This is a genomic window from Paenibacillus sp. PastM-3 (genome assembly GCF_029893965.1).
Classification (GTDB): Bacteria; Bacillota; Bacilli; order Paenibacillales; family Paenibacillaceae; genus Paenibacillus_AQ.
Genome location: NZ_JARXXP010000014.1, coordinates 1 through 26,427, shown reverse-complemented (window position 1 = coordinate 26,427; position 26,427 = coordinate 1). Strand labels below are relative to the sequence as shown.

At 52.7% G+C, this 26,427-nt stretch carries 31 protein-coding genes; 24 read left to right on the top strand and 7 right to left on the bottom strand.

Annotated elements, in window-relative coordinates:
• Positions 1-19: 19 nt before the first annotated feature.
• Genes M2108_RS19035 through M2108_RS19025 form a run of 3 tightly spaced genes read left to right on the top strand, consistent with a single transcriptional unit; the run spans position 20 to position 1,596 of the window.
• Positions 20-358, top strand: a complete 339-nt coding sequence (locus M2108_RS19035) for an STAS domain-containing protein (protein ID WP_042200066.1) — start codon at positions 20-22, stop codon at positions 356-358.
• Positions 359-376: 18 nt separating this feature from the next.
• Positions 377-829, top strand: a complete 453-nt coding sequence (rsbW, locus tag M2108_RS19030; RefSeq protein ID WP_277470945.1) for an anti-sigma B factor RsbW — start codon at positions 377-379, stop codon at positions 827-829.
• Entirely contained in the window at positions 826-1,596 is a 771-nt protein-coding gene (locus M2108_RS19025; RefSeq protein WP_068729771.1) for a sigma-70 family RNA polymerase sigma factor, read from the top strand. The genes rsbW and M2108_RS19025 overlap by 4 nt, the downstream gene beginning before the upstream one ends.
• 105 nt (positions 1,597-1,701) lie before the next feature.
• On the opposite strand, the gene M2108_RS19020 is transcribed toward M2108_RS19025, so the two are convergent.
• On the bottom strand, positions 1,702-2,034 hold the full coding sequence (locus tag M2108_RS19020) for a DUF5665 domain-containing protein (RefSeq protein WP_277470944.1): 333 nt from the start codon (positions 2,032-2,034) through the stop codon (positions 1,702-1,704).
• A gap of 147 nt (positions 2,035-2,181) precedes the next feature.
• Complete coding sequence (locus tag M2108_RS19015; RefSeq protein WP_277470943.1) at positions 2,182-2,718, bottom strand: YtxH domain-containing protein; 537 nt, start codon at positions 2,716-2,718, stop codon at positions 2,182-2,184.
• Positions 2,719-3,192: 474 nt separating this feature from the next.
• Between M2108_RS19015 and M2108_RS19010 the strand changes: the two genes are divergently transcribed.
• Positions 3,193-3,912, top strand: a complete 720-nt coding sequence (locus M2108_RS19010) for a pirin family protein (RefSeq protein ID WP_277470942.1) — start codon at positions 3,193-3,195, stop codon at positions 3,910-3,912.
• A 111-nt stretch (positions 3,913-4,023) separates the two neighbouring features.
• On the opposite strand, the gene M2108_RS19005 is transcribed toward M2108_RS19010, so the two are convergent.
• Positions 4,024-4,248, bottom strand: coding sequence for a DUF1128 domain-containing protein (locus tag M2108_RS19005; RefSeq protein WP_068729779.1), 225 nt, complete (start codon positions 4,246-4,248; stop codon positions 4,024-4,026).
• A 202-nt stretch (positions 4,249-4,450) separates the two neighbouring features.
• On the opposite strand from M2108_RS19005, the gene yyaC reads away from it, so the two are divergent.
• Positions 4,451-4,978 carry a spore protease YyaC gene (gene yyaC / locus M2108_RS19000; protein WP_277470941.1) on the top strand — a complete coding sequence of 176 codons (528 nt, stop codon included), beginning with the start codon at positions 4,451-4,453 and terminating at the stop codon, positions 4,976-4,978.
• Between the two features lie 77 nt (positions 4,979-5,055).
• A complete protein-coding gene (locus tag M2108_RS18995) occupies positions 5,056-5,844 on the top strand; it encodes an alpha/beta fold hydrolase (protein WP_277470940.1) in 789 nt (262 codons plus the stop codon).
• An 81-nt stretch (positions 5,845-5,925) separates the two neighbouring features.
• On the opposite strand, the gene M2108_RS18990 is transcribed toward M2108_RS18995, so the two are convergent.
• Together M2108_RS18990 and M2108_RS18985 are read right to left on the bottom strand one after the other, a co-directional pair.
• Positions 5,926-7,239, bottom strand: coding sequence for an MFS transporter (locus tag M2108_RS18990; protein ID WP_277470939.1), 1,314 nt, complete (start codon positions 7,237-7,239; stop codon positions 5,926-5,928).
• Positions 7,236-7,736 carry an ArsR/SmtB family transcription factor gene (locus M2108_RS18985; RefSeq protein ID WP_277470938.1) on the bottom strand — a complete coding sequence of 167 codons (501 nt, stop codon included), beginning with the start codon at positions 7,734-7,736 and terminating at the stop codon, positions 7,236-7,238. The genes M2108_RS18990 and M2108_RS18985 overlap by 4 nt, the downstream gene beginning before the upstream one ends.
• Positions 7,737-7,992: 256 nt before the next feature.
• Here M2108_RS18985 and M2108_RS18980 point away from each other — a divergent pair, with 256 nt between their 5' ends.
• The 3 genes from M2108_RS18980 (at position 7,993) to M2108_RS18970 (ending at position 12,487) form a co-directional block, all read left to right on the top strand.
• Positions 7,993-8,664 carry a DUF6483 family protein gene (locus M2108_RS18980; protein ID WP_277470937.1) on the top strand — a complete coding sequence of 224 codons (672 nt, stop codon included), beginning with the start codon at positions 7,993-7,995 and terminating at the stop codon, positions 8,662-8,664.
• A gap of 204 nt (positions 8,665-8,868) precedes the next feature.
• A complete protein-coding gene (locus M2108_RS18975; RefSeq protein WP_277470936.1) occupies positions 8,869-10,062 on the top strand; it encodes a class I SAM-dependent methyltransferase in 1,194 nt (397 codons plus the stop codon).
• Positions 10,063-10,246: 184 nt separating this feature from the next.
• On the top strand, positions 10,247-12,487 hold the full coding sequence (locus tag M2108_RS18970; protein ID WP_277470935.1) for an O-antigen ligase family protein: 2,241 nt from the start codon (positions 10,247-10,249) through the stop codon (positions 12,485-12,487).
• Between the two features lie 359 nt (positions 12,488-12,846).
• Here M2108_RS18970 and M2108_RS18965 read toward each other — a convergent pair whose 3' ends face one another.
• Entirely contained in the window at positions 12,847-13,500 is a 654-nt protein-coding gene (locus tag M2108_RS18965) for an SdpI family protein (RefSeq protein WP_277470934.1), read from the bottom strand.
• Positions 13,500-13,835, bottom strand: a complete 336-nt coding sequence (locus M2108_RS18960; protein WP_277470933.1) for an autorepressor SdpR family transcription factor — start codon at positions 13,833-13,835, stop codon at positions 13,500-13,502. The genes M2108_RS18965 and M2108_RS18960 overlap by 1 nt, the downstream gene beginning before the upstream one ends.
• Before the next feature lie 216 nt (positions 13,836-14,051).
• On the opposite strand from M2108_RS18960, the gene uptA reads away from it, so the two are divergent.
• From uptA to M2108_RS18885, 15 genes are all read left to right on the top strand, one after another.
• Entirely contained in the window at positions 14,052-14,666 is a 615-nt protein-coding gene (gene uptA, locus M2108_RS18955; protein ID WP_090720237.1) for an undecaprenyl phosphate transporter UptA, read from the top strand.
• Positions 14,663-15,229 carry a thioredoxin family protein gene (locus tag M2108_RS18950; RefSeq protein ID WP_277470932.1) on the top strand — a complete coding sequence of 189 codons (567 nt, stop codon included), beginning with the start codon at positions 14,663-14,665 and terminating at the stop codon, positions 15,227-15,229. The genes uptA and M2108_RS18950 overlap by 4 nt, the downstream gene beginning before the upstream one ends.
• 4 nt (positions 15,230-15,233) lie before the next feature.
• Complete coding sequence (locus tag M2108_RS18945; protein ID WP_277470931.1) at positions 15,234-15,866, top strand: MBL fold metallo-hydrolase; 633 nt, start codon at positions 15,234-15,236, stop codon at positions 15,864-15,866.
• A 186-nt stretch (positions 15,867-16,052) separates the two neighbouring features.
• Entirely contained in the window at positions 16,053-16,283 is a 231-nt protein-coding gene (locus M2108_RS18940; protein ID WP_277470930.1) for a hypothetical protein, read from the top strand.
• A gap of 39 nt (positions 16,284-16,322) precedes the next feature.
• Positions 16,323-16,877 carry an RNA polymerase sigma factor SigY gene (gene sigY, locus M2108_RS18935; RefSeq protein ID WP_277470929.1) on the top strand — a complete coding sequence of 185 codons (555 nt, stop codon included), beginning with the start codon at positions 16,323-16,325 and terminating at the stop codon, positions 16,875-16,877.
• Positions 16,870-17,199 carry a DUF5345 family protein gene (locus M2108_RS18930; protein WP_277470928.1) on the top strand — a complete coding sequence of 110 codons (330 nt, stop codon included), beginning with the start codon at positions 16,870-16,872 and terminating at the stop codon, positions 17,197-17,199. Before sigY ends, M2108_RS18930 begins: the two co-directional genes overlap by 8 nt.
• Positions 17,196-17,411 carry a hypothetical protein gene (locus M2108_RS18925; protein ID WP_277470927.1) on the top strand — a complete coding sequence of 72 codons (216 nt, stop codon included), beginning with the start codon at positions 17,196-17,198 and terminating at the stop codon, positions 17,409-17,411. Before M2108_RS18930 ends, M2108_RS18925 begins: the two co-directional genes overlap by 4 nt.
• Before the next feature lie 151 nt (positions 17,412-17,562).
• Positions 17,563-17,946, top strand: a complete 384-nt coding sequence (locus M2108_RS18920; RefSeq protein ID WP_277470926.1) for an ATPase — start codon at positions 17,563-17,565, stop codon at positions 17,944-17,946.
• Between the two features lie 139 nt (positions 17,947-18,085).
• Positions 18,086-18,373, top strand: coding sequence for an Asp-tRNA(Asn)/Glu-tRNA(Gln) amidotransferase subunit GatC (gatC, locus tag M2108_RS18915; RefSeq protein ID WP_068729629.1), 288 nt, complete (start codon positions 18,086-18,088; stop codon positions 18,371-18,373).
• A gap of 23 nt (positions 18,374-18,396) precedes the next feature.
• A complete protein-coding gene (gene gatA / locus M2108_RS18910) occupies positions 18,397-19,854 on the top strand; it encodes an Asp-tRNA(Asn)/Glu-tRNA(Gln) amidotransferase subunit GatA (protein WP_277470925.1) in 1,458 nt (485 codons plus the stop codon).
• A gap of 52 nt (positions 19,855-19,906) precedes the next feature.
• Positions 19,907-21,352 carry an Asp-tRNA(Asn)/Glu-tRNA(Gln) amidotransferase subunit GatB gene (gene gatB, locus M2108_RS18905; RefSeq protein WP_277470924.1) on the top strand — a complete coding sequence of 482 codons (1,446 nt, stop codon included), beginning with the start codon at positions 19,907-19,909 and terminating at the stop codon, positions 21,350-21,352.
• A 91-nt stretch (positions 21,353-21,443) separates the two neighbouring features.
• Positions 21,444-21,914: a GNAT family N-acetyltransferase gene (locus M2108_RS18900; protein ID WP_277470923.1), complete on the top strand. Its 471-nt coding sequence runs from the start codon at positions 21,444-21,446 to the stop codon at positions 21,912-21,914.
• A 41-nt stretch (positions 21,915-21,955) separates the two neighbouring features.
• Entirely contained in the window at positions 21,956-23,818 is a 1,863-nt protein-coding gene (locus tag M2108_RS18895; RefSeq protein ID WP_277470922.1) for a DUF4097 family beta strand repeat-containing protein, read from the top strand.
• Between the two features lie 134 nt (positions 23,819-23,952).
• A complete protein-coding gene (perR, locus tag M2108_RS18890; RefSeq protein WP_277470921.1) occupies positions 23,953-24,384 on the top strand; it encodes a peroxide-responsive transcriptional repressor PerR in 432 nt (143 codons plus the stop codon).
• Between the two features lie 206 nt (positions 24,385-24,590).
• The gene (locus M2108_RS18885) at positions 24,591-26,318 is read left to right on the top strand and encodes a glycosyl hydrolase family 18 protein (protein WP_277470920.1); all 1,728 of its coding nucleotides are present in this window, start codon (positions 24,591-24,593) and stop codon (positions 26,316-26,318) included.
• Positions 26,319-26,427: the final 109 nt, after the last annotated feature.

The window sequence follows — 26,427 nt, the reverse complement described above, 5'->3', positions numbered from 1 at the left end:
TAATCAGGAGAGATTGTCTATGAATACACATAAAAGCGAAAAGTTCCATGCAAAAACCGAAACCGAAGGCAATGTATGTACGGTTTATCTGATTGGAGAACTCGATTTGTCAGTCGCTCCTGATTTCCGTCTGGTGATGGAGCCGCTTGTGGGAGATACGGGACTGGACCTTGTCATTAATTTGAAGGATCTGAAATACATCGACAGCACAGGCATCGGTATTCTGCTCTCGATTCTCAAGGCAAGACACGGAATGGATGTTAAATTTACGGTTGAGGAAGTTCCGCCGCAGATTCAGAAGCTGTTTGATATGACTGGTATTTCCAAGTTTTTTGCCCCCCAAGAGAACTCCCACTAGGAAAGGATCGAAACAAGGATGAGTGATGACGTGCAAAAAGTAGTTCTTCAGTTACCCGCCAGCGCAGAATATGTCGATATTGTGAGACTGAATTTATATGGAATAGCCTCGAAAATGGGCTTCACTTATGAAGATATTGAAGATATGAAGGTAGCTGTTTCGGAAGCCTGTAATAACTCCGTACTGTATGCTTACGGACAGGAAGACGGGCTTGTGGATGTCATTTTTGAAGTAGGAGCAAGTACCTTATCCATCACAGTCAAAGATGAGGGGGAGAGCTTTGACGGAATGGGTAGTCCTGAACCGCGCATGACGCTGCATGACAAAGAGCTGAATGACGTTGAGGTAGGAGGACTTGGATTTTATCTGATGCAGGCACTCATGGATGATGTTAGCGTAGTGAGTGAAGCAGGAAGAGGAACAGTCGTAACTTTGACTAAGCGGCTTAATTTAAGCGAGGAAAAGGTATGAACGACAAAGTGACTCCCCCAGAGTCCATGAATGATGCGGTAAGTCTGATCTGGGAATACCAGCAGACCAAAGATAACGAAATTGCCACTCTGCTGATCCGTAAATATGAACCCATGGTCAAGATGGCTGCCGGCAAAATTGCCCGGAACCGTCCGGACCTATACGAAGATCTGTATCAGGTAGGACAGATGGCGCTGATTAGACTGCTTCAGCAATATGACATCAGTCTGGGAATTCCTTTTGAGCCGTATGCGATGAAAAGCATGATCGGTCATATGAAGAATTTCCTGCGGGATAAGTCCTGGTACATACAGGTTCCTAGACGGATCAAAGAGAAGGGGGCACTCGTCCAGCAGGCCATTGATGAGCTAACCATCAGGCTGGAGCGTTCGCCCGCTGTAGAGGAAATTGCCCAATATCTTGATCTTACCGTAGAAGAAACAGTGGAAGTGCTGGCCGGCAGAGAATGCTACCACTATGTGTCGCTTGATTCACCGCTCTCGCAGGAGGAGACCGGAGCTACGCTCGGCGAGCTGATCAGCTCTGATGCCAACGACTATGAAACTGTCGAAAAGCGAATGGATCTCCAGCAGGCGCTTGGCCAGCTCAAGGAGCAGGAGCAGCAGGTACTGCTGCTGGCTTTCCAGGACGGCCAATCCCAGCGGGCCATTGCCCAGAAGCTGGGCGTCTCGCAGATGAGTGTATCGCGGATCCAAAAGCGGGCCACAGAGAAGCTGAAACAAATCATGGCGAATTCTTCTTATTGACCCCGCCGGTAGTTATTATATTCAAAAATAGGACATACCTGTTCTCCAGAACAAGGTATGTCCTATTTTTTGTTGTTATTTTCCTGATGTCATATACGTTGGACATCAGCTGTTTGCATCAATATAGGTTTTGATCTCGCCGAGATATTCACCAATAACCGGAACATCAAGGAACAGGCTGAGAATGTAGCCGAGCAAACCGAGAATAACGAAGGTACCCAGTGAAAGTCCGAGCCCGCGGGATATGCCAGCCATCAGGTTGGTAATAATCCGTTTTTTGGGGTCTGTATAATTTTCAAGGATATCCTTGAATTCCGATTTCTCCAGTGAATCCGCAATTTTGTCCAGTCTGGCATTGAGGCGCTTGACTTCATGCCGCAGTTCAAAGGGGTGTTCGTCAACCTCGTACGTTTTGGTCTTGCTGCCCACATCTCCCATAAGGTCTCCCCGCTTTCTTTAGCCATATCAGGCTTTAGTACAGTGCAGCTTCTGTCTTGTTAGAAGAAGCAGTACTCAGCATAGCAACAGCCAGCTGCAGTGAGCTGGCTGTTCTCCATTTTAGAATGAGCCGCAGGTCACAGCGTGTTAGTAAGAAGACTTGTAAGAGGATTTAACCTCTTCCTTGGCATCCTTAGCTTCAGCGGCGACCTCATCTGTAGCGTCCTTGGCCTTATCGGCAACCTCTTTGGAAGAAGAGGCTGCCTCATCTGTAACGTCTTCGGACGCCTTTTGGACATCGGAAGCTATATCGCTGGACGCTTCGGCGACTGTATCGCCGATTTTTTTGCCGGTCTCCTGCAGGGTAGCAGCGATCTGCTGCTTGCTGTCGCTCACTGTGGTAAGGATGTCAGAGGCTTTGGCGGATACCGTGCTGGCGAGGTCAGTTGCCTTTTCTCCGACAGTAGTGGCAATGCTCTTGGTCTTGTCTGTTACGACACCGGCAACTTCCTTCGTTTTGTCTGTCGCCACGGTAAGCTTGTCGGACAGGTCACTGCGCATTTCACGGCCTGGCTTAGGTGCAAACAGCAACGCAGCCGCCGCGCCCAGCAAACCTCCGATAAAAATACCTTTGAAAAATGTGCTTCCGCTCTCTACCGGATGTTCTGTTTCTGCTCTGTTCATCTTCAATCACTCCTTAATAGAATATGGTATTCCAAAATCGGACAGCCTCTAACCGGTCGCAGCAGGACTGCTATGGCAGCTGCCGTCAGTTGGAGTTCAGGAAAGCCTGAAGGTTCTTACTTCGTATATAAACGTGGGGATATGGGCTGAAACAGCAGGAGGGTTCAGGAAAGAATAGCCAATACTACAGCTGCGGCCGGGAAGATACCAGGTTTAAGCTGGCGGAACAGGACCGGGGAGCTGGACTTATAAGCCTAGAAAATGAAGCGGCAGAGGCAATTGAACGAACAGTGGAGGGAGGAGTACCGGTCTGATTTTCACTGGAATAATATAGTAAAACAGGCTGATTGACAAGGAGAGGTAAAGGGTAAGAAATACATAATCAAGGCGCCAATTCATCCATATGAGCGGGGCAAAAAAACCCGTTTTTTATGATTAAAAAGCTTCTAAACATCTTTTGGAGGTGCGAAGATTATGATAAAAATTGTCACGTCAGCAGAGCGTCATACTTCGAATAGAGAGTGGATCCGCAGCGAATTCAGCTTTTCCTTTGCCGAATATGATGATCCCAGCAATGCGCACTTTGGTGCACTGCTCGCACATAACGACAATGAGCTGAAACCGGGACAGGGCATGGGGGAGCATCCGCATCATGACCTGGAGATTATTACTTATGTAATCTCGGGAGTGCTGAAGCACCAGGATGATCTCGGAAATCAGGCGGAGCTGCAGGCTGGAAGCGTGCAGGTGATGAGCGCAGGAACAGGGATCAACCATTCGGAGACGAATCCGTCGCCTGCAGACCATGTGCGCTTTCTGCAGATGTGGCTGCTGCCGGACCGTCCGGGGGTTACGCCGGCCTGGGATGCGAAATATTTCCCGCGTGAGCTGAAGATGAATACCATGCTCCAGGTGGCCTCAGGTACAGAGGCGGAAGGGGTGCTGAAGCTGGGGGAGGATGTATCGATTTATTTGTCGGTGCTTGAAACGAACAGGGAAGTACAGTATTCCCGGCAGGAGGGCAGACGCACACATCTTTATCTGATTGCCGGCAATCTGGAGGTAAGCTGCAGCGAAGGGACTTTTCAACTGCAGCCCGGTGACGCCGCACGTATCCGCAAAAGCTGTGATCTGATGCTAAAAGGGACAAGCAGCGAAGGGGATGCAGAGTTCATCCTGATTGACCTTCCATAATGCAGAATGATTTCCCGAGCTTACACAAAGATAGGAACAGGAGCTCTCAGCCTTGCTATCATCCGGAGATGACGGCATCAGGCAGAGAGCTCCTGTTTTGTTTCAGGCCTGTTATTTATTCCGCAGGCGGCCAAGCTCGGAGACCAGGGCTTCTACCTGGGAGATGCTGAGCCGGTCGCTGCCCATGGCTACCTCGTAAATATCAAGAATATCCTCATAGTGGTCTACCGAGAAAGCGGATGCCTGCATGGCTGCCGCGCTGGCCATTTTAAGCTTGCTCTTGATGCCCTCAATCATATATTCCACATTTTCCTGGCTGGGCTTTGATAAATCCATGGAGTACAAACAGTCCTTTCTTAAGTAAAATAACCCGGTAATACCGCCACGTCAAATTAACTTCGGCGTTCCGTTCCTTCTGATGTATTTTATCATGACAGGGTAAAGAAACACCATTTTTTTGTCCAATTCCCCGGAAACATGTTAAATTAAAAGGAATTATGGCAGACATTCAGACTCAGACTACAAGGAGGAGAGGACAATGGCAATCAGGGAGCAGGAGAGCAGAAAACGGATCAAGATGGATGCCGGCCGGCTGAGTGTCTTCTTCCGGGAGATCGCTGAGCAGCATCCGCCTGAGCGCATCACCTTTTTGTGCATCGGGACAGACCGCTCTACAGGCGATAGCCTCGGCCCTCTGACCGGCAGCGGCCTGCTGAAATACGGTTTCCCGCATGTCACCGGCACTTTGCCGTCGCCCTGTGATGCGGATAATCTGGTTGCACGGATTGCTGCGATTCCGGAAGGGCAGCTGATTATAGCCATCGATGCCTGTCTGGGGCCGCCGGCTGCCTTAGGGTATTATTTTGCCGCCAGCGAACCGCTGCGTCCGGCCCAGTCGGTAGGCCTGTGTCTGCCTGAGGTGGGAAATTACAGTCTGGCCGCCATCGTCGGGGTGAACGGACCTTTTCCTTACCGGACACTGCAGACGACACCGCTATACCGGGTAATGCAGATGGCCGAGCAAATTGCCCTGGCTGCAGCAAAAGGTTTCGGGCTTGTTCCTTAAGGCGTTTCAAGATGAACCGTTCTAGCTTAATAATGTAGAACAGGTCTTAGCCATTACATAGAAAGAAGGAAGCTGTCATGGAAAATATCCGTTGTGAAGGAAGCAATATTTGTTACAGTGATCAGGGGCAGGGCGAAGTTATCGTACTGCTTCACGGCTTCTGCGGAAGTTCTGCGTATTTTGAGCAGGTCATTCCTTTTCTAAGCGGCAGCTACCGGGTAATAGCTCCCGATCTGCGCGGACATGGCGCGTCGGAGGCTCCGCTCGGCGCATACAGTATTGATCAGATGGCTGATGATGTGCTATCCCTGCTGAATTACCTGGAGATACCGGAAGTGTATCTGCTGGGCCATTCCATGGGCGGTTATGTCGCATTATCCTTTGCCCAGCGTCATGCTTCCCGGCTGAAGGGATTCGGGCTGATTCACTCCACCGGTCATCCGGATGGCGAGGAGGCCCGGGAGAAGCGTCTGAAGAGCGTCAGCACGATCCAGAATGAAGGGATTACCGCATTTGTTGATGCCCTGGTACCCGGATTATTCGCTCCAGGCGCAGCTTCCCGGCTGCTTGAACGGGCTAAGGAGATCGGTTATAAGACTCCGCCGCAGGGCGCGGCTGGTGCCCTGCTTGCGATGCGGGAACGTCCGGACCGCCGGGATGTCCTTTCGGCATCCGCCCTGCCGGTACTGCTTGTAGCGGGTACGGAAGATGGTCTGGTGCCGCCTGAACGGATTTTTACAACAGACAAGCCGAATGTAACCAAGGCGACCATTTCCGGTGCGGGACATATGAGCATGTATGAAGCGCCGGAGCGTCTGTCGGAGATTATTAAGGATTTTGTACAGATACCGGCAGCCAGGAAATAAGGGGCCGGAGGAAATTTATACCGGAAGCCCAAAGAGGCAGCCTCTGCTGACAAGCGGAGTGCTGCCTCTTTGGGCTGTGCATTACTGGAACCTGCGGATTGCCGGGAGACAGAGCACCGAGGCGGCACACAGGATGCCAAGACCGGAAAAGATAGTGATGGTAGGAAGGCCGCCGATCTGATCGGCCAGCCAGCCGACCAGAATGTAACCTACCGGCAGCAGGGCGAAGGAGCCGAGCAGATCCAGACTGGCCACACGTCCGAAAGCCTCCTGGGGAACAAGCTCCTGCAGGCTGATTTCCCAGATCAGGCCAAAGATCATCAGCCCGAATCCCTCCACGGTGAACAGGGCAACTGCCGCAGCCGCATTCGGAATAAACGGCATCAGGAACAGGGCGAGACAGCTCAGGATGACCCCACTGTAAGCCATAATGCCGCGGCGGGTCCAGTGCTGGCGCAGGCTGTACACCAGTCCGGCAACTATGGCTCCGGCACCGGAACAGGTAACAGCAAGCCCGTATATATAAGGCGGCCATCCGTGGTATACCTTGAACAGCCAGGGGATCAGGATGCTGGTCACTCCGGCAAAACAGATATTGAAGAACGAGAAGGTGATAATCGTGATCCAGAGCCACGGGTGACTGCGCAGCACGGCGATCCCTTCTTTGAAATCATCCTTCCAGTTCGGGGAGGCATGAGGTGCTCCCGCTGCAGATACCTCCTGAACTCCGGCAGAGTCTGTCGAAGACCTGCCCCTCAGGGAGGTCGTCAGCGCTCTGCGCAGGTAAATCAGGCAGAACAGGGAGAGAATGTAGGTAAAAGCATCGAGCCCGAAACCGATGCCAGCTGACAGATGAGTAATGAGCAGACCGCCGAGCGCAGGTCCGATCAGGCGGACCGCCTGGGTGCTCATCTGTGTCAACGAATTGGCGGCAATCCGGATATCCGGTGTAAATACCGTAGCCTGGGTTGCAGAATAAGCTGGGCGGAACAAACCGTCAAGCATGCCATATAGGCCCATAAACAGATATAGCAGCGGAATGCTTAATGCACCGGTAAGCGAGAGCACTGCTATGGCGACCATAATGGCAAACCTGGCGATATCAGCCGATATCATAATTTTTACTCTGTCGTATCGGTCCACTATATGGCCCGATACAGGGAGCATAATCACATTTGGCAGCATATAAATGGCCATTACGAAGCCCATAGTCTTGGTCGAACCGGTCATGGAATAGACGAGGACAGGCAGGATTACCATAGTTACCGAGCTGCCCAGAAAGGAAATAAGATTTCCGAGCCAGAGATAAGGGAACGCCTGCGATGCTGTAAACAGGGTGGCAAATTTACGAAAAGGATTGCGGCTTGCTGATTCTGTTACTGTAACCGGGTTCATTCAGAATTTCCTCCGGCTTCTGGCTCATAGTCTGAACGGGGCAGGCGCCCGATGACAAATTCCACGCCGTATTCATCCCCGTGGGTGAACCTTGACTCCCAGGAGATAATCAGCTGAGTCAGCTCCTGCTGAAAATCACTGAGTTCAGCGGGGGATAAGGTCAGCCGGGTGATAAAATGCTCAATCCTGTCTTCTTGACGGAACTGGAAGCCGCTGAGCTGTCCGGAGTGAAAAAAGGTTCCTTTAGACCGGTAAAATTTCTGGATAATTCCCCCGGCTGCTTCTGTACGGACAATCTCGAGCAGTCCGCCTTCGAACAGCTTGACGATATGATAATGAATATTGCCTGGTGTTTTCTGCAGCTTTTCGGCAACCTGCTTGGAGGTCAATGGTTCATCCGCCAATGCGTGCATAATTTTAATCCGCAGCGCACTTTCTAGCAGCTTATTCTGTTCTTCTGTCAGGGTTAGCCGGGAGGCTGTATTCGGTTCATTCATTTCTGTATGTCACCTTATTCTAGTATAAGATTATAATCTGTATAACAGGATAATCTGGAATCCAGATCAATAAGTTGGACTTATTATATGAGATTCCTTATGCCTCTGTCAATGATTTGCGGACAACAGGTTCCGCTTCCGCTGTACTGTTCAGTGGCGCCTAGGGATAGAATGGTTTAAGATGATTTTTAAGGATGATTAACTGCTCACTGCGGCTAATAAAACAGGGCGCATAGCCTGGGAGGAGTGTTGCCGGATGTTTCGGAGAGACTATATCGTACGGATGATTGAAGATATGACGGCCATGGTGGCCAAGGTGCTTACACTCAAGCAGGAAAGGAAGACAACGGAAGCTTTATGGGAAGTGGATGAGCTGCTTAACCGGCATTTCCGGCTGAATTCCCGTCTGCTGAACTCCTTGTCTGCTGAAGATATTGTTGAAATGTTCCGGCTTGGCGGCATCATTGAGTCCGACAAGCTGCAGGGTGTGGCCCGGCTGCTTAAGGAAGAAGGAGGCATCTACGCGGCTGCAGGCGATAAGGAAGCAGCGCTGTTCCGGTACATGCGCTCCCTGCATTTATTTCTGCGTGCGGACCTGCATGGCGCCGACCGTGAGCTGCTGAATATGAACAGGGAGATGGAGGAGCTGCTGCAGGAAACCGAGGGCTACCAGCTACCCGTCAAAACAGAACGCCTGCTGCTCTCCTACCTGGAGTCGGCCGGCAGCTATGCCAAGGCGGAAGACAGCCTGTACCGGCTGTGGGAGCAGGGTGTGGATGTTGCTGCGGAAGGACACGGGCTCTACGGGCGGCTGCTGCAGAAGTCTCCGGAAGCACTGGAGCTTGGCGGCCTGCCGCTGGAGGAAGTGCAGCAGGGGCTGGCCGAGTGGGAGAGAATTACCGCTGCAGCGAAGCAGGAGCAGCGCTAATTAAATTAGCACAGATGTCCTGGGGAGCATCATTAACAGGCGTCTGTGCTTTATTTTTTCTAATGCGCATAACAGGAAGCGGCCGTTTTGTTTACAGATAGCAGACTATACAACAGCTTGTTATAATATCCCGGTGGAGGACATGCTATAATATAACGGCTACTCAAGGCGAACCCGTTCTTTATTTTAATATGTGAAAGTGAGATGTACCCTGTGGAATCTTTAAATACATTAATCGTACAACTGATTAACAACCGTACCTTAATAACGGCGACATTAAGCCAGCTGCGCAGTAAAGGTGAGGTATCCTACACCAAAGTACAGATCAAGCCCGTCGAGCTTAAAGGCAAGCTGCACTATCAGTTTGCCTACTATACCGGCCCTAAGGTCGAGCACCGGAATATCCCTGCTGAAGAAGCTGCAGCCGAGATGATGGCGCTGCTGCGGGCAACCTTCCGCCAGGCGCTGCTGTGCACGATTGAGGCAGACTATCAGGTGCTGATCAGCAAGAAGTATAAAGTATCCATCCTGACGAAATCGGCCAGCAAGGAGGAGGCGCCTGATCTGGCCCATAACCGCAAGAAGCGCTATGTGCTGGATGAAGGAGAGCCGGTGCCATTTCTGGTAGAGCTGGGGATTATGAACAGCGAAGGCAAGGTTTTGGCCAAAAAATACGATAAGTTCCGCCAGATCAACCGCTTTCTGGAGATGGTTGAGGATGTACTGGCTGACCTGCCGGCCGGACGCCCGCTAACCATTGTCGATTTTGGCTGCGGCAAATCCTATCTGACGTTTGCGCTGTATCATTATCTGGCCGTCCGTGAACGCCGGGAGCTGAATATCGTCGGACTTGACCTCAAGGCGGATGTCATTGCCCACTGCAGCCAATTGGCAGCCAAGCTTGGCTACAGCCAGCTGAAGTTCCTTGTAGGGGACATTGCTGATTATAACGAGCTGGATCAGGTCGATATGGTGGTCACACTGCATGCCTGCGATACGGCAACGGACGCCGCACTCGAAAAAGCGGTCCGCTGGGGCGCTTCGGTTATTCTCTCTGTACCGTGCTGCCAGCATGAGCTGTTCAATCAGGTGGAGAACGAGGTGCTTAATCCGTTGCTGTCGCACGGCATTCTGAAGGAGCGCTTCTCGGCGCTTGCCACCGATGCCATCCGGGCCAAGCTGCTGGATCTGATGGGTTACCGCAGCCAGCTGCTGGAGTTCATCGACATGGAGCATACCCCGAAGAATATTCTTATCCGCGCCGTCAAGGCGGGCGGCGGGGACAACGCCGCTAAATGGCGTGAGTACAGCGCCTTCCGTGATTTTCTGGGTGCCAAGCCGTATCTTGAGCGTGTCTGCGCAGACCTGCTGCCAGCGGAGATAACAGCGCAGGACTAAGGGCTGCCGGGAGCTGCAGGCGATGGAAGTCTTGCCGTACAGATAGTACCTATAATGCTTGCAATGAACAGGACAGCGTTCTTTCCTCCGGGAGCAGCACTGTCCTGTTTGCTTTGGGATTCCGGTATATAAATTTTCCAATTTGCGGGAAAACTGACGGATAACAAGGTACATGGAGGTAACGATGGAAATCAACCGAATCTGGCCCCGGCTGCGGCGGTTTACGAGCTGGGGGAGTGCAGGCATGCTGCTTTTGGCTGCAGCAGCAGCATGCCTGCTGCGCGGGCTTTTTTTTGCCCGGGAACTGTATGGTCTTCTGGCTGTATGGTTCGGCCTGTGTGCTGCTTTTGCCGTCTTTGCGGGCAGCGGCGGAAGAGCTGCCGGAGGCAGGGCAAACATTTTGGAGGGGCCGGAGGCGGGTGAAGGGAATACCGGAGGTTCACATCAGGCCGGGAATTGGACGCTTATTGTTCTGTTGGGCTGTCCCATAATCTTTTTTGCCTTATATGCCGTACAGCTGCTAAGGGGGCCGCTGTCGGTGCAGGGAACGCTTAATGAGCTGTTGCGCTGGGGGCTGTATGGAAGCTTTGCTTATTTCGCCGCTGTTTGTGCGGGCAGCCGCGGGGGGGCCAGATTTCTTGCAGCACTCTGGCATACGCTTGGCATGACCCTCTGTCTAAGCGGCCTGCTGGCTGCCTGCGGATTGCCGCTCCGTTATGCCATTGCCTATACGGACTCCCCGGCAGTCAGTGCTACCGGGGCAAGGCTGGGCGGGCTGCTCCAGTATCCGAATGCCTTCGGCGCCGTGATGGCCATTTTCCTGCTGGAGCGGACCGTGGCGGCCGCGGAGGCGGCTGCGCGCGGCCATCTCCGCGCGCATAATACCGCGAGGCAGCTGCTGTGCATGCTGCCTCTGTTCCCGTACGCCGCCGCGCTGCTGCTCAGCGAGTCGCGCGGCGCACTGCTGGCTGCGGCCTGCGCCGCCGCCGCAGCCCTGCTCTGGAAGCGGCGGCTGGCCGCGCCGCTTCTGGTCTGCGCCGCCGCGCCCGCGGCTGCTGCGGCGCTGCTGTACCGCCAGCTGGCCCGCACCGGGCTGGCGGCAGAGCCTTTGCCCGGCCTGCTGCTGCTGGCCGGGTGCTGGGCCGGCGCGCTGCTCGCCGGCCTGTGGCTGTGCCGCCGCTGCCGGGGCGCGGCGGGCGGGCAGTTCGCCGCCATGCTGCTGGCGGCGGGATTGTGGACGGCGGCGGGGAGCGCCGTCCTGGCACTGCTGCGCGGGCGGATCAGCGGGCCGTCTCCGACGGCCGCCGCCCGCGGGCTGTTTTACCGCGACGCCTGGCGCCTCGCGGGGGAAGCCCCCTGGCTGGGGCAGGGGGGCGAGACCTGGCGCAGCGCGTACCTCGCTGTCCAGTCCCGCCCCTACGTGGGCAGCCAGGTCCACAGCGGATACCTCGATATTCTGCTGAATCTCGGTATCGTCGGAAGTGCCGCTGTGCTGCTCATGCTGCTGGCAGCAGGAATACTGGCGGGCAGGAACGCCCCCGGGCTGCTGCCCCCGCTGCTAGTCATCCTCCTGCACGGCGCAGTGGATTTCAGCTGGAGCTACGGGCTCTTCTGGCTGCTGCTGTTCTTGCTGACAGCAAGAGCGCTTGCCGGCTCGCCCCATCTCATGATCCAACCGGCAGCCCTGCCGGCTGGTACAGGAGCAGGTTTATGCCGCCAGAGGCATACGAATCGCTCTGCTACAGCACAGCAGGCAGGATTGCGGGTATTGCTGATAACGGCAGTCTGCTTCTGTCTAATACTGAGCGGCCTTTCCTTCAAGCTGTGGAAGGGGGAGAGCTTATTCAGCCAGGCTGCCCGTGCTGCAGATCCTGTAGTACAGAGTAGGCTGCTCCAGGAAGCACTGCATCACAATCCGTACGATCCCCGTATAGCTGTAAGCTTTGCGGGACTGCTTCCGCAGGAAGAGAAGGAGGAGCTGCTGCTCCGCAGTCTTGAGTACTCCCCGGGAGATGCCGGTCTGCACTGGCTGCTGGCAGAAGCCTGCCTGAAAGGCAATGAGCCGGGGACCGCGCTTTACTGGGTGAGAAGAAGCATGGATTTGGACAGGTTTAACGCCTTCAAGTGGAGGAGGGCAGCAGAAGGCATGCTGCAGATGGGCCGCCGTTCTTTGGCACAAGGGGATCTGCAGCGTGCCGCAGCCAGTGCGGGTGCCGGACAGGAGCTGCTGAGGAGATACCGGCTGCTGGCATTCCAGGAGCACAATAAAGGCCTGGAGCACAATGACCGGGAGTTTGAATTTTCAATTAAAGCTGAGGAGTTGGGCGCGGAGCTGGATAAGCTGGTTGCAGCAGCTGGCAATGTGCGCCAAGGCAGCAAGTGCAGCCAAACTGGGCACAAGCCTATTAACCCTCTCCGGTTTTAAGTAGGAGAGGGTTATCCTCTGTCTCAAATAGCAGAACCTGTACAGCTGTTTACCCAACAAATCCTCCGTGTCTTCCCTATTAGCCAATATGCATCGTTAAGGCTCCATTTTCGTCAGGGAGCTTAAGAGATTGCCTTGATTAAGTGGAATTTTGCTACTAAAAATCGCTGTTTAACTTCTATTCCGGATATTAGTTGGAAAAACGCCACTTAATAATGCCTGAATTCCCGAACTGGGTGGCAAACAGCCCAAAATAAATAGCAAAAATCCACTTAAATCTTATAAACACAAAGAAATCGTAGAATTAAGTGCCGATTTTCCAACTAGATTGTACCGGGCTCATGCCTGTACCCGCCGTCCTACGCCTTCATCCGCTGCGAAATGAGCCACGAATAAACATAGGGAACAAGGACGGCAATCAGCAGGGAGGTGATAATCAGGCTGATGGACGCAGTCTTTGGCAGAAAGGCGGCGAGTATCAGTAAGATCCCGCCGGCTACCCACATGTATCCCGAGAAGCGGTGGGTTTTCCGCCAGACCTCGGGGCTTGCAAGCGTCCATGGTGTTTTGATACCGGTGAAATAGTTGTCTTTAATCTGCGGCATGTAGTTGCCCAGCGCGATGAATAGTACTCCCAAGGCTGCAATTGCAAGCTTACCCGCCGCAAAATCCGGATTCAGGCCTTTGGTTACAGAAAGCAGCAGCATGGCATCCATCAGAACGGCGATAGCCAGACGGATCATTTTGTAAGCTCCGGTAAATTTGTTGTATTTGTCCTTCTTGGGGTCAATCCGGCGGATAAACTGCATGGCTAGCGGAAGCACGAGGCCCAGGACGGCGCCTTGGATAATGATCGAGCTTTTAGGCCAGTACCGGTTCACTTCTCCGGTAATGCCGAACTGCGCAGGCAGCTGCTCCGGCAGTCTGCTGTAATTGGCAAGCGCGTAACCGAGCGTCAGCACACCCAAAACAACGATCAGCGTGTCCTGCCATGTCCACTTAAAATCCTTCATCACAATTCCTCCTTGTCAGATTGGAGCTTCCGGCGGGGGAGATCCCCGGCTGCCGTCGGCTCAGCTTCACTGTTTTTCCCGGCTCCTGTCAGTTCCAGAAACCATCCCAGAACCTCCTCAAGCACAGTCGTATCGAGTGAATATACGATAAACTGCCCTTTGCGCTCATCCTGAACCAGTCCGGCATGCTTCAGGGCGCTCAGGTGATGCGAGATACTGGGTTTGGTCATCTGAAAATAATCGGCAATCTCTCCGGCAGTCCGGTCCTTCTCACGCAGCAGCCGGATGATCTGTCTCCGGGTTGGATCGGCCAGCGCCTTAAAAGATTCATTCATGTTCTGTCCGACCTTTCGATATTTAAATAATTGTCTAAATATATAATTGCGCTTAATCCTGTAATTGTCAATGACGATCTTCGGTTACGGGCCGCAAGTAGAAGTTGTAAGGCCGCATATGCTAGAATAAGCTAGGAGCAGGCTGGTACATAGCAGAAAAAATGCCGGGATTTCCGGACGTTTACATTCTGTATTCAAAAGGGAGGAGGGCTGCAGTTGCATTATATATCTGATCTGATCTCGCATCTGTTCGAATGGATTCAGAGTCTGGGTTACTTCGGGATTATGATCGGACTGATGATTGAGGTCATTCCGAGTGAAATCGTACTCGCTTTCGGTGGGTATCTGGTTTCACAGGGCGACATTAACTTCTTCGGGGCCATTATTTTTGGAACAGTCGGAGGTGTCATAGCCCAGATTTTTGTCTACTGGATCGGCCGTTATGGCGGAAGACCGGTACTGGAGAAATACGGAAAGTACATTTTTATTAACAAAAAGCACATCGACCATTCAGAGGAATGGTTCAAAAAGTACGGTACAGGGGTTATTTTTACCGCGAGATTTATTCCGGTTGTCCGTCATGCGATCTCAGTGCCTGCCGGCATCTCGCGTATGCCGCTGGGTAAATTTACGCTGCTGACTACACTGGCAGTAATCCCTTGGAGCGCCCTGTTTGTCTATCTGGGGTACACCCTGGGCGATAAATGGGAGACGATTGATGAGGTTGCCGGCAAATATACCCATGAGCTTATCCTGGTCGCTATCGCTATTATCGTTATTTACTTCCTGTTCAAATGGTATAACTCCAAAAAGAAAGGTAGTGCAGCATGAAGCAGAATGTAGCTCATAAATTCGGCCAAGGCCTGACCCCGCGCCAGTTCGTGGAGAGCATGACCAAAAATCAGCAGGCCTTTGAATCCTGGTATGAGAAGTTTGCCTGGGAGAAAGGGGATGACCGTGAATTTTTTGAAAGCCTGAACCACCGCGATGATCTGCGCGTGCTGATTCTGGCTGCCGACTGGTGCGGCGATGTTGTACGCAATGTGCCGGTTGTTTTCCGGATTCTGGAGACCGCAGGCATCAAGACCGAAGTGCTGATTCTGGAAGAAAATCAGGATCTGATGGACGACTTCCTGACGATGGGCGGAAGATCGGTGCCTGTGGTTATTTTTGTTGATACCGGCGGTTACGTGCTGGGCCATTGGGGGCCGCGTCCGGAGCATGTGCAGTCGCTGATGCGGGCTTTCAAACAGGAGAATCCGGACCGGGAAGCCGCCGATTACGACAGCAAAATTGCTGAAGTACGCAAGGCAATGGGGCAAGCCTACGGGGAAGGTACGGAATCGCACGCAGTCATCGTCAAAGAACTGCGCAGCCTGATTTCCGGTTTCTGATCCTATGCTGAATATACGTTCTTATAATTTGGGTCCGCTCCAGACCAATGCCTATCTTCTGACCGGAGCTGACCCGCAGCGTGGAGTGATCATCGACCCCGGCATGAATCCTGCTGCACTTGTACGCGCCATAGAGAATATGGAGATTGAAGCCATCCTGCTGACACATGCCCATTTTGACCATATAGGCGGCGTGGATGAAATCCGCAAAGACAAAAAATGTCCGGTATATGTTCATGCCCTGGAAAGCGAGTGGCTGGTCAGCCCCAAGCTGAACGGTTCACTGATGTGGCCGGAGGCTTCACCTCCGATCAGTACAGAGCCGGCGGAATATGATCTGGCCGAGGGTCAGATTCTGAAGCTGCTCGGGCTTACCTTCAAGGTTTTTCATACCCCGGGCCATTCACCGGGCAGCGTCAGCTTCCTGTGCGGGAATGATCTTTTTTCCGGAGATGTCCTGTTTAAGCTTGGTGTGGGACGCACGGATCTGCCGGGAGGCCGGGAGCGTGATCTGGTTGATTCGCTGCGCGGCAAGCTTTACCGTCTGGACGAAGAAGTGAAGGTATACCCCGGACACGGCCCGAAGACGACCATCGGCTTCGAGCGCCGGAACAATCCTTACGTACCCATGCAGTGACGTTATTCCTTCCTTAGCGACAAAAAGCGAGAAAATAGAGATGGACAGAAGGATACAAAGTTGCTACAATAACGTTAATTAAATGTAACATTTACCTCGCGAAGCACGCAGACTGCGGAATTAATCCCGGTTTGCGTTCTTTTTTTGTCTGTGTATGCGGGTTTTATTTGTATAGGAGGAAGTTAATTGAAGAACGATATCATTGATTTATATGATTACTCCAACTTAAGCGAAGCCGATTTAAAGGCTGAAAGCATAGAGGGAAAGGCGCTGTACTATCCAAAGACGAAGAAGACCGAGGTGCTCAGAGAGACACCGGGCCATTTATGTTTTTGGCGGTTTCCTGACGGCCGGGGGCGCTATCAGTCCTGGCGGCGCAGATTGTGGGAGCTGCAAAATAACCGGGACGGTGAATGAACGATCCGGCAATTCTGTACGTATTACAGATGGCCATAAATGGAGGAGGAGCGTAAGAAGCTGATGAGCGAGGGGACGCTGGAGTTAATAAGGCAGGCGCAGCAGGGCGATCTTTCGGCGCTGGCAGGGCTTCTGCGGGAGCACTACAACTTCCTGTTCAAATATTTAATCAAAGCTACCATGGATCCTTCCCTGGCGGAGGAGCTGGCACAGGACACCGTGGTTCGCGCTATGGAGAAGATCGGCAGCTATAACGGCACATCCGCATTCTCCTCATGGCTGATCACGATTGCAACCCGGCTATACATTGACCGCAAACGGCGCTGGAAAAGGGAAGCAGATTGGCTGCGCCAGGAACGGGGAACAGCGGCCATCCGCTGGCGGTTCGAGAGCCGCAATCTGGAGTGGAGCGAGGTGCTCGATGCCCTGTCACGGCTGCCGCTGCCCCAGCGTATTGCCGTATTGCTGAAGCATTATTACGGCTACAGCTATGAAGAAATCGGCAGCATTATGGAAGTTCCGCCGGGAACCGTTAAATCGCGTGTGTCTGCAGGGTTACAGCAGCTGAGAAAGGAGCTGAAAGAGGATGAATAATGATACAGGGAACATGAAGCTGTTAAACAAGCTGTCTGCTGAGCTGGACCGGCTGGATGCGCAGTATGATGACATCCCGGCACCGTCCTTGCCGGCAATGCAGCAGTTTTTGGCAGCAGAAGCTATCCGCAGACGCCGCCAGAGCCGCCGGGAGCTGCTGCTGTTTTGGCTGGCCGCACTATTCCTTCTTAGCATTGTTCTGGCCGTTCTGGGAGTTGCGCCTGCTGTTTACTGGGTTCTTCAAGCGGTAATTCCGCTTGCTGTACTCGGCAGTCTGGCGGCCGTTAGGATCAGGCGGCGACTGGAGGAAAGAGATCAATGAAGGAGCTGCATGATGTGCCTTATTGGCTGTGGGCTGTCATTGCAGCCATACTGCTGGTTCAGGGAACATGGATGTTCCGTGATGCCCGCAGGCGTGATAAAGGTAGGGCTGCCTGGTTCTGGGGATTATGGGGGATGACCGGTTCTCCAACTCCGCTGATCGTTTACCTGCTGTTCATTGTGCTGCCGCAGCGGCGCAGGCAGGGACGCTAACGCTGAGCCTGTGCTATAAAATGCTGTTTTTCAGAAAAATTTTGTGAACTTTCATTTAACACTCCTGCAGCTGCTGGACAGCTCTAGCTTTTTCTAGTAGACTGTTGAAACAAGTAGAACCATGATAGATTTTGGAGCAGGAGGTAAGGCGATGCTGCGGTTGGGAGAGAAAATTGTCATTGTTGCTGACGCGTTTGAACAGAGTCTTCCTATCGGAGACTACGGCTACCTGATTGCTTATGACCGCAATCCGGACAATGCGTTCGATTATGTCATCCGTGTCCCTCAGGCTAACAGGAATTTTTATGTGACTGCGGAGGATATTGAGGCAGAAGAGCAGCTGCTGGAGGCGGAAGCCGAACGAGCGACCCATGAAGCGCTGATCGACTACGCTTTGTCAACACATAACGAGAAGCTGTTTCATCATCTGATGAACGGCGATGATGCGGAAGTCCCGGAGGCGGAAGCAGCACCTAAAGAGAGCTTGTCCCAGGCGGAATTCATCAAACAGGTGAATCTCCGGGCCTGGATTTAAGGAAGGCCGGCGAAAGCCGGTCTTTTTGTTATGCAGATAAGTGCGGAAGGACAAGTACATTGAATTGTCCAGGCTTCTACAATATAATTAAAAACGTTATCCGGGCGCTTTAGCCCTTTAAACAGGAGGGATATTCGGTATGAGCATTACTGTCAAAGATGTGCAGCATGTGGCCAAGCTGGCCAGACTGCAATTAAGCCCGGAAGAAGAGGCTGTTTTTACTGAACAAATGAATGCTATCTTACAATATGCTGAGAAATTGAATGAGCTGGATACAGAGAATGTTAAGCCTACTACACATGTGCTGCAGGTCAGCAATGTGATGCGCGATGATGTGGTGAAGGAGAGCCTGTCCCAGGAAGAAGCCCTGCTTAATGCGCCTGAGGATGAAGAGGGTCACTTCAAGGTTCCGGCTGTACTGGAATAACTATACCGAAAGGAGGAAGAATGTTGAGCCTGTTTCAATATCGATTGCCTGAATTACATAACAAGCTGCACAGCAAGGACATTTCCGTCAGCGAACTGACGGAACAATCGCTGGCTGCAATCGCTGAGCGTGACAGCAAGGTGCATGCATTTTTAACGCTGAATGAAGAGGGGGCGCGCCAGTCGGCGCGGATGCTGGACGACAAGCTGGCCTCCGGTGCGGCGCGCGGCCTGCTGTTCGGCCTTCCTGCGGGAGTCAAGGATAATATTGTAACCAAGGGGCTACGCACTACCTGTGCCAGTAAATTCCTGGACAATTTCCAGCCGATTTATGATGCGACCGTCGTCTCCAAGCTGCGTCAGGCCGATGCGGTAACCATCGGCAAATTGAACATGGACGAATTCGCCATGGGCGGCTCCAATGAGAATTCTGCTTACGGCGCCGTGCGCAATCCGTGGAATCTCGAGCATGTTCCCGGCGGTTCGAGCGGCGGCTCGGCAGCGGCTGTAGCTGCCGGAGAAGTATTATTCGCCCTGGGTTCAGATACGGGCGGTTCTATCCGCCAGCCGGCATCCTATTGCGGAGTGGTCGGCCTGAAGCCAACCTACGGCCTGGTGTCCCGCTACGGCCTGGTAGCCTTCGCTTCCTCGCTGGATCAGATTGGCCCGGTTACCCGCAATGTTGAGGATTCCGCTTATGTCCTGCAGGCTATTGCAGGCTATGACGCCCAGGACTCCACCTCGGCCAAGGTGGATATTCCCGATTATCTCAGCGCTTTGACCGGCGACATCTCCGGACTGCGCATTGCCGTGCCGAAGGAGTATATCGGCGAAGGCGTGGAGGCATCCGTGCGTGAGCAGGTCATGTCTGCACTGAAGGTGCTTGAAGGTCTTGGGGCTGTGTGGGAAGAGGTCTCCCTGCCGCATACCGAATATGCGGTAGCCGCTTACTATCTGCTTGCTTCATCGGAGGCTTCCTCCAACCTGGCCCGTTTTGACGGTGTCCGTTATGGTGTCCGCGTCGATGACGGCGGCGGCCTGCTGGATCTGTATCACAATTCCCGCAGCCGCGGCTTCGGCCCTGAGGTGAAGCGCCGGATTATGCTCGGCACCTATGCCCTGAGCTCCGGTTATTATGATGCTTATTATCTGAAGGCGCAGAAGGTGCGCACCCTGATTAAACAGGACTTCGATGAAGTCTTCAAGAAATATGATGTAGTCATCGGCCCTACAGCGCCGACGACGGCCTTTAAGCTGGGCTCGCAGACGGAAGACCCGCTGACGATGTATTTGAATGATATACTGACCATTCCGGTCAATCTTGCCGGCATTCCTGCGGTCAGCATTCCTTGCGGCTTTGCCGGAGGCCTGCCGGTCGGACTGCAGATTATCGGGAAGGAATTTGACGAGAGCACCGTGCTGCGCGTAGCTCATGCCTTCGAACAGAATACAGATTACCACAAAGAGCGGCCACAGCTGTAAGCTCCGCCGGATAAGACTGTGTACGAGTACAGGCTCACAAAACTTTTAAGGGATGAGATCATTTATGTCTAAATACGAAACGGTCATCGGGCTGGAAGTTCATGTGGAGCTTCATACCAAGTCCAAAATTTTCTGCGGCTGCTCGACGGAATTCGGAGCTCCGCCCAACACCCACACCTGTCCGGTCTGCCTGGGACATCCCGGCGTGCTGCCGGTCCTGAACCGCCAGGCGGTTGAATATGCAATGAAAGCGGCGATGGCGCTGAACTGTACGATCGGTGATGTCAGCAAGTTTGACCGCAAGAACTACTTTTACCCCGATTCGCCAAAAGCCTACCAGATCTCACAGTACGATCAGCCCATCGGCCTGAACGGCTGGATCGACATCGAGGTGAACGGCGAAACGAAGCGCATCGGCATTACCCGTCTTCATCTGGAGGAAGATGCGGGCAAGCTGACCCACGTTGACGGCGGCTTTGCCTCGCTGGTTGACTTCAACCGTGTAGGTACTCCGCTGATCGAGATTGTCTCCGAGCCCGATCTGCGCTCGCCTGAAGAGGCCCGCGCTTATCTGGAAAAGATCCGCGCGATTATGCAGTACTGCGATGTCTCCGATGTTAAGATGGAGGAAGGCTCGATGCGCTGCGATGCCAACATCAGCCTGCGCCCTGTGGGGCAGGAGGAATTCGGTATCCGCGCCGAGCTGAAGAACATGAACTCCTTCCGCGGCGTACTGCGCGGTCTGGAATATGAACAATTCCGCCAAGGCGAGATCCTGGATGACGGCGGAGTGGTAGTGCAGGAAACCCGCCGCTGGGATGAGGCCCAGAGCAAAACCCTGTCCATGCGCGGCAAGGAGGAAGCCCACGATTACCGTTATTTCCCGGACCCGGATCTGATTGTCCTGCATATCGACGATGCCTGGAAGGAATCCATCCGTTTGACTATTCCGGAACTGCCGGATGCCCGGCAGGCCCGCTACAGCGAAGAGTATGGGCTGCCTGCCTATGATGCCGGCGTGCTGACTTCCTCCAAACCGCTGGCTGATTTCTTCGAAGGCAGCCTGGCCTATACCAAGGATGCCAAAGCCGTTGCCAACTGGATGATGGGTGATCTGCTCGGGTATCTGAACAGCAACAGCCTTGAACTATCCCAGGTCAAGATTACCCCGCAGGGACTGGGCGAAATGATCGGCCTGATCGCGGGCGGCACCATCAGCAGCAAGATTGCCAAAACCGTATTTAAGGAAATGCTGGAAAGCGGCAAGCTGCCTGCTGTTATTGTTGAAGAAAAGGGCCTTGTGCAGATCAGTGACGAAGGTGCGATTAAGCAAATCGTTGAAGCTGTTGTAGCAGCGAACCCGCAGTCTGTAGAGGACTACAAGGCGGGCAAGCAGAAAGCAATCGGCTTCCTCGTAGGGCAAGTCATGAAAGAAAGCAAAGGCAAAGCCAATCCGGGTCTTGTAAACACACTTCTGGCTGAAGTATTGAACGGCTAGAACCGGTTTTGGGTAATTCATTATAGGATCTTCAGCTCAGGGCTTGTCGGCAAACGGCAGGCCCTGAGCGGCATATAAGGGGAATGTGCGGATGAATACAATAATCAGGCTGGATCTGCAGGATGATTACACCCTAAGTGAGCTCTGGAGTCTTCAGCATAAAGCCTACCGGCTGGAGGCAGAGATGATCGGCTTTCATGAAATCCCTCCGCTGATGGAGACGAGAGAGATGCTGGCGGCGGTTAAAGAGGCGTTCTACGGCTGCTTTGATGAGAGCGGAGATCTGATGGGTGCCGTTGCTGTTCTCGAGGAAACACCCGGCAAGCTGACGGTTACCCGGATGATGGTGAATCCGGAGCATTTCCGCCAAGGCATAGCCGGCAGTTTGCTGGAATTTATTTTTGGGCTTTATTCCGGGATAGAGCAGTTTATAGTATCTACAGGGAAGCTGAATCACCCTGCCGTCACACTGTATACGAAGCATGGATTCATTCCTGCGAATGTAGAGGAAGTGGCTCCGGGAGTGGAGCTGATTGAGTTTTACCGGGGTGGGCGGCCTTGAGCAGGAAGCACTATACCTTTCGAGAAAGGAAGAGTCCCGATATGAGTTCCGAACAACAGCAGGATGAATCTGTTATGCTGTCAAAGACGCCTGTAATCCCGCCGCGCCAGAAAAAACGCCCCCGGAAGCGCAAATTTATAGCAGGGCTGCTCGCAGCCGTTATTCCGGGTGCCGGACACCTTTACTTGGGGCTTCTCCGCAAGGGGATTTCTTTCCTGTTCATTATTTTGCTGGATATCGCGGCGATGCTGTATTTCTCCTCTATCGGCATGCAGATCAACGTTCCGCTGCTTATTTTACTGGCACTGCTGATTCCGGTCGTTTATTTCTACAATGTGTTTGATGTTCTGCAGTCTGCAGACCGTATACTGCGGCTGCCGGAGGAATCTGATCCTGAATTGCCGATAACAGCGGCAAAGACAGCCAGATCCTGGATCAGCGAGCCGGGGATTTCCTTTGGACTGATGCTGCTTATCGGCGGGGCGCTTATGTTCCTTTTCCGGCAAAAGCCTCCCTGGCTGCAGCAATTCATTGAGAGCTATGCGGGTGCCGTGGTTGCTGGAGTGCTGATTCTCTGTGCGCTGTGGCTGGGAGTACGCGAAATTGCTAAAAGCATCCTGATCCGAAGAAGCGATGAACGCCGTCCCCGCCGGGTAGGCCGGTATACAGCGGCTGTGGTGCTGGCAGGTGTGGGTGCTTTTCTGCTGCTGGACTGGCTTAACGGTACCGAGACTATGCTGCTGCTGCTCAAGTGGTGGCCGCTGATTCCCGTGCTGTGGGGCGTGGAGTATCTGCTGATCACCTTGTTTACACGCCGTAGAGGGACAACAACGAAAGCATCAAGGCCCCGAATGGATCTGCGCGGACTGCTGTCAGCATTGATGCTGGGTTCCAGCGTATTTATCGTGGCGGAGCAGGAGCATTATCTGTACCTGTGGAACAAGGTCAGTATGAACCTGACTGTGGCAGCAGTGGATTACGGTGAGGCTACGGGCAACCGGTATGACAAGGCACCGCTGATTGTTCCGGTTGAGCTTAACACCTCCAAAATTACAGTTGACGGCATTAACGGGGATATCCTGATCCACCGCGCCACTGTGGAGGACATTGAGATTACAGCTACTGTGTGGGTCGATGAACTGGAAGGTGCGCAGGCTGAAGCGGTTTCCGAGCAATCTTTTGTACAAGTAGAGGAAGGGCCGACGATCAAAATCACTCCCCAATACCAGGCTTACGGCGATTCCGGCAAACGCCAGCCGCGTATAGATCTGGATATTTCGCTCCCGGAAGACCGGCGGTTCAATCTGGATGTCCGGACAATGAACGGCGGCATAACGTTACAGAACGTAGAGGCCATCGAGGATATTGCCCTGGAGACGGGGAACGGTGAGCTGATTCTGCACCGCATTCTCGGGAATATAAAGGGGAAAACGCTGAACGGCGCAGTCCGTGCACGTACCGTCCAAGGAAGCGTTGAGCTTTCAACAGGAGGCGGAAGCATGGATGCCTGGGATATTACCGGTCCGCTGAAGCTCTCCACAGTTGTCGGCAATATTTCCGCCACAGGCAGCGGAGATGAAGTGAATCTGTCCAGCAAAAACGGTAATCTCGAAGTTGACGGTGCAAGGGCGAAGCTGCACGCAGAATCATTGAACGGTACAATCAATATTCGCTCAGAGGTGCTTGGCGGTAACTGGGAGGTATACAGCGCGGTAGGAGACATCAATCTCTATTTGCCTGCTGCTGGCAACTATACGTTGAACGGGTCTAGTGGTTACGGGAATATCAGCACGGACATTGCCGGACTGGTCATTGACAAAAAAAACGTCTCCGGCGAAGTGGGCACCGGCGAATTCAAGCTGAATGTGGAAGGGAACAGCAGTTTAAATGTGAAGGAATATTGAAAAAAGTAATTTTTATTATATAATAATAAATATAATGTACTTGGCACGTTGACAACATTCAAAGCAGGGTTTTACAATTGCAGTATAGTTTTGGATTTTTACATCATTGTTTTAATTTAAAGGCGGTGGAATTGATGGGTAGTGGCGTACAGCATGCATTGGAACAATTGAAGACTACCGGTGTCCGTATTACACCCCAGCGTCATGCGATTTTGACGTATCTGATGGAAGCGTTGAATCATCCTACGGCAGACGATATTTATCGTGCGCTGGAGCCGCAGTTTCCAAGCATGAGCGTGGCGACAGTATACAACAATCTTAAGATGTTTATGGAAGCCGGAATGGTGCGTGAGTTGACCTACGGTGATAATTCGAGCCGCTTTGATGCCAATGTATCCGATCATTATCATGTCATCTGCCAGGAATGCGGTAAAATTGAAGATTTTAGCTATTCTTCGCTTCATGAGGTTGAGCACGCGGCCGAGCTGGCAACGGGCTTCAAGGTTCACGGACTGCGGATGGAGATGTATGGAGTCTGCCAATGCTGCAGTGAAAAGAAGCATTAGCTGTAGAGTTGCTTATAGTCAGGAAACGATCTTATAACGTGTGGTATCCGTTAACGGCTGCCACGCGTTTTTTGTTTAGCTGGAAACATTGAGGCCATATAATGCCGGTTCTTCCAGCAGATTTGCGAAACCAAAGCGTCAAATATAGCGTATACTTAAAATTGGTTACTGCACTTAAATCTATTGATAGTTTTGGAGGATATATTTTGGAGAGCAGACAGAGACAAGGACGCACTAAAAAGCGTGGAAGCCGTCTTCGCCGTTTTATTGGACTTGTTATCATTGCCGCAGCCGCTTACTGGGTCGTTTTTTATGTACTGCCTAACCGGCAGCATACCGATCCCGACTGGAAAGGACTGCAGCAGCCGATTTTTGTTAAGGGGCAGCTAACCGGCTACTCGGCCAGCGGTACAGGTGACGGCCTGCTGTTACCGCTTCCGTTATTGCAGGAGTATGTTGATCCGGCCATCCGTTATGAAGAAGCTACCAAGTCAGTTATCCTGTCTACGGATAATGATTTGCTATATATGCAGGAGGATTCAACTTCAGCTAGCCTGAATAACGAACCTGTTCAGCTCAGGCTAGCTCCCGAGGAACAGGATGGGGTAACTTATCTTCCGGCAGACTCCCTTGAGGAGCTGTATGGTCTGGAGGTAGAGGAGGATAGTAGTACAGGTGCTGTCCTGCTGATGACTGCCGGAGAGAGTGTGCCAATCGGCACAGTCAAAGGAAAAGCGGGCGACCGCACCAAGGCGCTGCGGAGTGAGGCGACCCTTCATGCGCCAATCGTAGCGGACATGCCTCCAGGGACAGTTGTGCGGATCTGGAATACTGATGATGAAGATGAGGAATGGCTGTATGTGCAGATGAGCAGCGGATATGCAGGTTATATTAAAGCTGAAGACATTACCGCAGACGGTGAAAAGAACGTTCAGCAGCAGGAGTACGAGCCTACGCGTGCAGAACGCAGCTGGAAAGGAAAGGCTGTGAATCTGTTCTGGGAAGCCGTATATGAGCGTAAGCCTAACCCGGCAAATTTCGGTGAGCTTCCGGGGATTAATGTGGTCAGCCCGACCTGGTTCAGCATTGTAGATGTTAACGGAAATGTGCGGAGCAAAGCGGACAAGGCCTATGTAGAGTGGGCCCACAAGCAGGATATGGAGGTTTGGGCTCTGCTTAGCAACAGCTTTGACGCCGACCTTACTACTGAGGCGTTATCGAGCTATGAAAGACGGATGACGACGATTGTGCAGATGCTTGAGTATGCCGACTTATATGATCTTGATGGTATTAATATTGACTTTGAGAATGTGTATACCAAGGACGGAGGCAATGTTACGCAGTTTATGCGGGAGCTGAAGCCGATGGCCCAGGCCAAGAATCTGATTGTTTCGATTGATGTTACCCCCAAGTCCAATAGTGAAATGTGGTCCCTATTCCTGGACCGGAAGGCTCTTGGCGCAGCAGCGGACTTTTTGATCGTGATGGCTTATGACGAGCATTGGGCGTCCAGTCCCAAGGCGGGCTCCGTGGCATCCTTGCCATGGGTCGAGAATTCCATCAGCCGGATTATAGAGGAAGATGATGTACCGGCCGAGAAGCTGATTCTCGGGGTGCCTTTATACACACGGATTTGGACCGAGACAACGGAGAATGGAGAGACCAAAGTCAGCTCTAAGGCTGTCGGAATGAAAACAGTCCAGGAGCTATTGGCAGAAAAGAAGCTGACGCCTTCATTCGATAACAAGACGGGACAACATTATGTTGAGTATAAAGAGGATGGCAGTCTTCATAGAATCTGGATCGAAGACAAGGTTTCCCTAAAAGCAAGAGTAGAACTCGCGAAGTCGTTCGGACTTGGCGGGGTTGCTTCCTGGACGCGAAGCTTCGGAACGCTTGAGGCTTGGGAAGCATTGCAGGAAATAAGCGAATAGCTGTTGTGCAAAAATAAGGGGCTGTCCCAAAAGCCATGAAATGGCTACTTGGGACGGCCCTTGGTTTGGAGTAGGATGTACGTATTCACTTGGGTGGACGCTCCGCGAA

What these genes read in the sequence shown, in the direction of transcription:
- M2108_RS18895 (WP_277470922.1), top strand. Translation starts at nt 21,956, where the DNA reads ATGAGTTCCGAACAACAGCAGGATGAATCTGTTATGCTGTCAAAGACG.
- M2108_RS18930 (WP_277470928.1), top strand. Translation starts at nt 16,870, where the DNA reads ATGAATAATGATACAGGGAACATGAAGCTGTTAAACAAGCTGTCTGCT.
- M2108_RS18985 (WP_277470938.1), bottom strand. Translation starts at nt 7,736, where the DNA reads ATGAATGAACCGAATACAGCCTCCCGGCTAACCCTGACAGAAGAACAG.
- M2108_RS18900 (WP_277470923.1), top strand. Translation starts at nt 21,444, where the DNA reads ATGAATACAATAATCAGGCTGGATCTGCAGGATGATTACACCCTAAGT.
- gatC (WP_068729629.1), top strand. Translation starts at nt 18,086, where the DNA reads ATGAGCATTACTGTCAAAGATGTGCAGCATGTGGCCAAGCTGGCCAGA.
- sigY (WP_277470929.1), top strand. Translation starts at nt 16,323, where the DNA reads ATGGAGGAGGAGCGTAAGAAGCTGATGAGCGAGGGGACGCTGGAGTTA.
- M2108_RS19035 (WP_042200066.1), top strand. Translation starts at nt 20, where the DNA reads ATGAATACACATAAAAGCGAAAAGTTCCATGCAAAAACCGAAACCGAA.
- perR (WP_277470921.1), top strand. Translation starts at nt 23,953, where the DNA reads ATGGGTAGTGGCGTACAGCATGCATTGGAACAATTGAAGACTACCGGT.
- M2108_RS19025 (WP_068729771.1), top strand. Translation starts at nt 826, where the DNA reads ATGAACGACAAAGTGACTCCCCCAGAGTCCATGAATGATGCGGTAAGT.
- rsbW (WP_277470945.1), top strand. Translation starts at nt 377, where the DNA reads ATGAGTGATGACGTGCAAAAAGTAGTTCTTCAGTTACCCGCCAGCGCA.
- gatB (WP_277470924.1), top strand. Translation starts at nt 19,907, where the DNA reads ATGAGATCATTTATGTCTAAATACGAAACGGTCATCGGGCTGGAAGTT.
- M2108_RS18925 (WP_277470927.1), top strand. Translation starts at nt 17,196, where the DNA reads ATGAAGGAGCTGCATGATGTGCCTTATTGGCTGTGGGCTGTCATTGCA.
- M2108_RS18945 (WP_277470931.1), top strand. Translation starts at nt 15,234, where the DNA reads ATGCTGAATATACGTTCTTATAATTTGGGTCCGCTCCAGACCAATGCC.
- M2108_RS18950 (WP_277470932.1), top strand. Translation starts at nt 14,663, where the DNA reads ATGAAGCAGAATGTAGCTCATAAATTCGGCCAAGGCCTGACCCCGCGC.
- M2108_RS18965 (WP_277470934.1), bottom strand. Translation starts at nt 13,500, where the DNA reads ATGAAGGATTTTAAGTGGACATGGCAGGACACGCTGATCGTTGTTTTG.
- M2108_RS18960 (WP_277470933.1), bottom strand. Translation starts at nt 13,835, where the DNA reads ATGAATGAATCTTTTAAGGCGCTGGCCGATCCAACCCGGAGACAGATC.
- M2108_RS19005 (WP_068729779.1), bottom strand. Translation starts at nt 4,248, where the DNA reads ATGGATTTATCAAAGCCCAGCCAGGAAAATGTGGAATATATGATTGAG.
- yyaC (WP_277470941.1), top strand. Translation starts at nt 4,451, where the DNA reads ATGGCAATCAGGGAGCAGGAGAGCAGAAAACGGATCAAGATGGATGCC.
- M2108_RS18980 (WP_277470937.1), top strand. Translation starts at nt 7,993, where the DNA reads ATGTTTCGGAGAGACTATATCGTACGGATGATTGAAGATATGACGGCC.
- M2108_RS18990 (WP_277470939.1), bottom strand. Translation starts at nt 7,239, where the DNA reads ATGAACCCGGTTACAGTAACAGAATCAGCAAGCCGCAATCCTTTTCGT.
- M2108_RS19020 (WP_277470944.1), bottom strand. Translation starts at nt 2,034, where the DNA reads ATGGGAGATGTGGGCAGCAAGACCAAAACGTACGAGGTTGACGAACAC.
- M2108_RS18970 (WP_277470935.1), top strand. Translation starts at nt 10,247, where the DNA reads ATGGAAATCAACCGAATCTGGCCCCGGCTGCGGCGGTTTACGAGCTGG.
- M2108_RS18975 (WP_277470936.1), top strand. Translation starts at nt 8,869, where the DNA reads ATGTACCCTGTGGAATCTTTAAATACATTAATCGTACAACTGATTAAC.
- M2108_RS18920 (WP_277470926.1), top strand. Translation starts at nt 17,563, where the DNA reads ATGCTGCGGTTGGGAGAGAAAATTGTCATTGTTGCTGACGCGTTTGAA.
- M2108_RS19015 (WP_277470943.1), bottom strand. Translation starts at nt 2,718, where the DNA reads ATGAACAGAGCAGAAACAGAACATCCGGTAGAGAGCGGAAGCACATTT.
- M2108_RS19010 (WP_277470942.1), top strand. Translation starts at nt 3,193, where the DNA reads ATGATAAAAATTGTCACGTCAGCAGAGCGTCATACTTCGAATAGAGAG.
- M2108_RS18995 (WP_277470940.1), top strand. Translation starts at nt 5,056, where the DNA reads ATGGAAAATATCCGTTGTGAAGGAAGCAATATTTGTTACAGTGATCAG.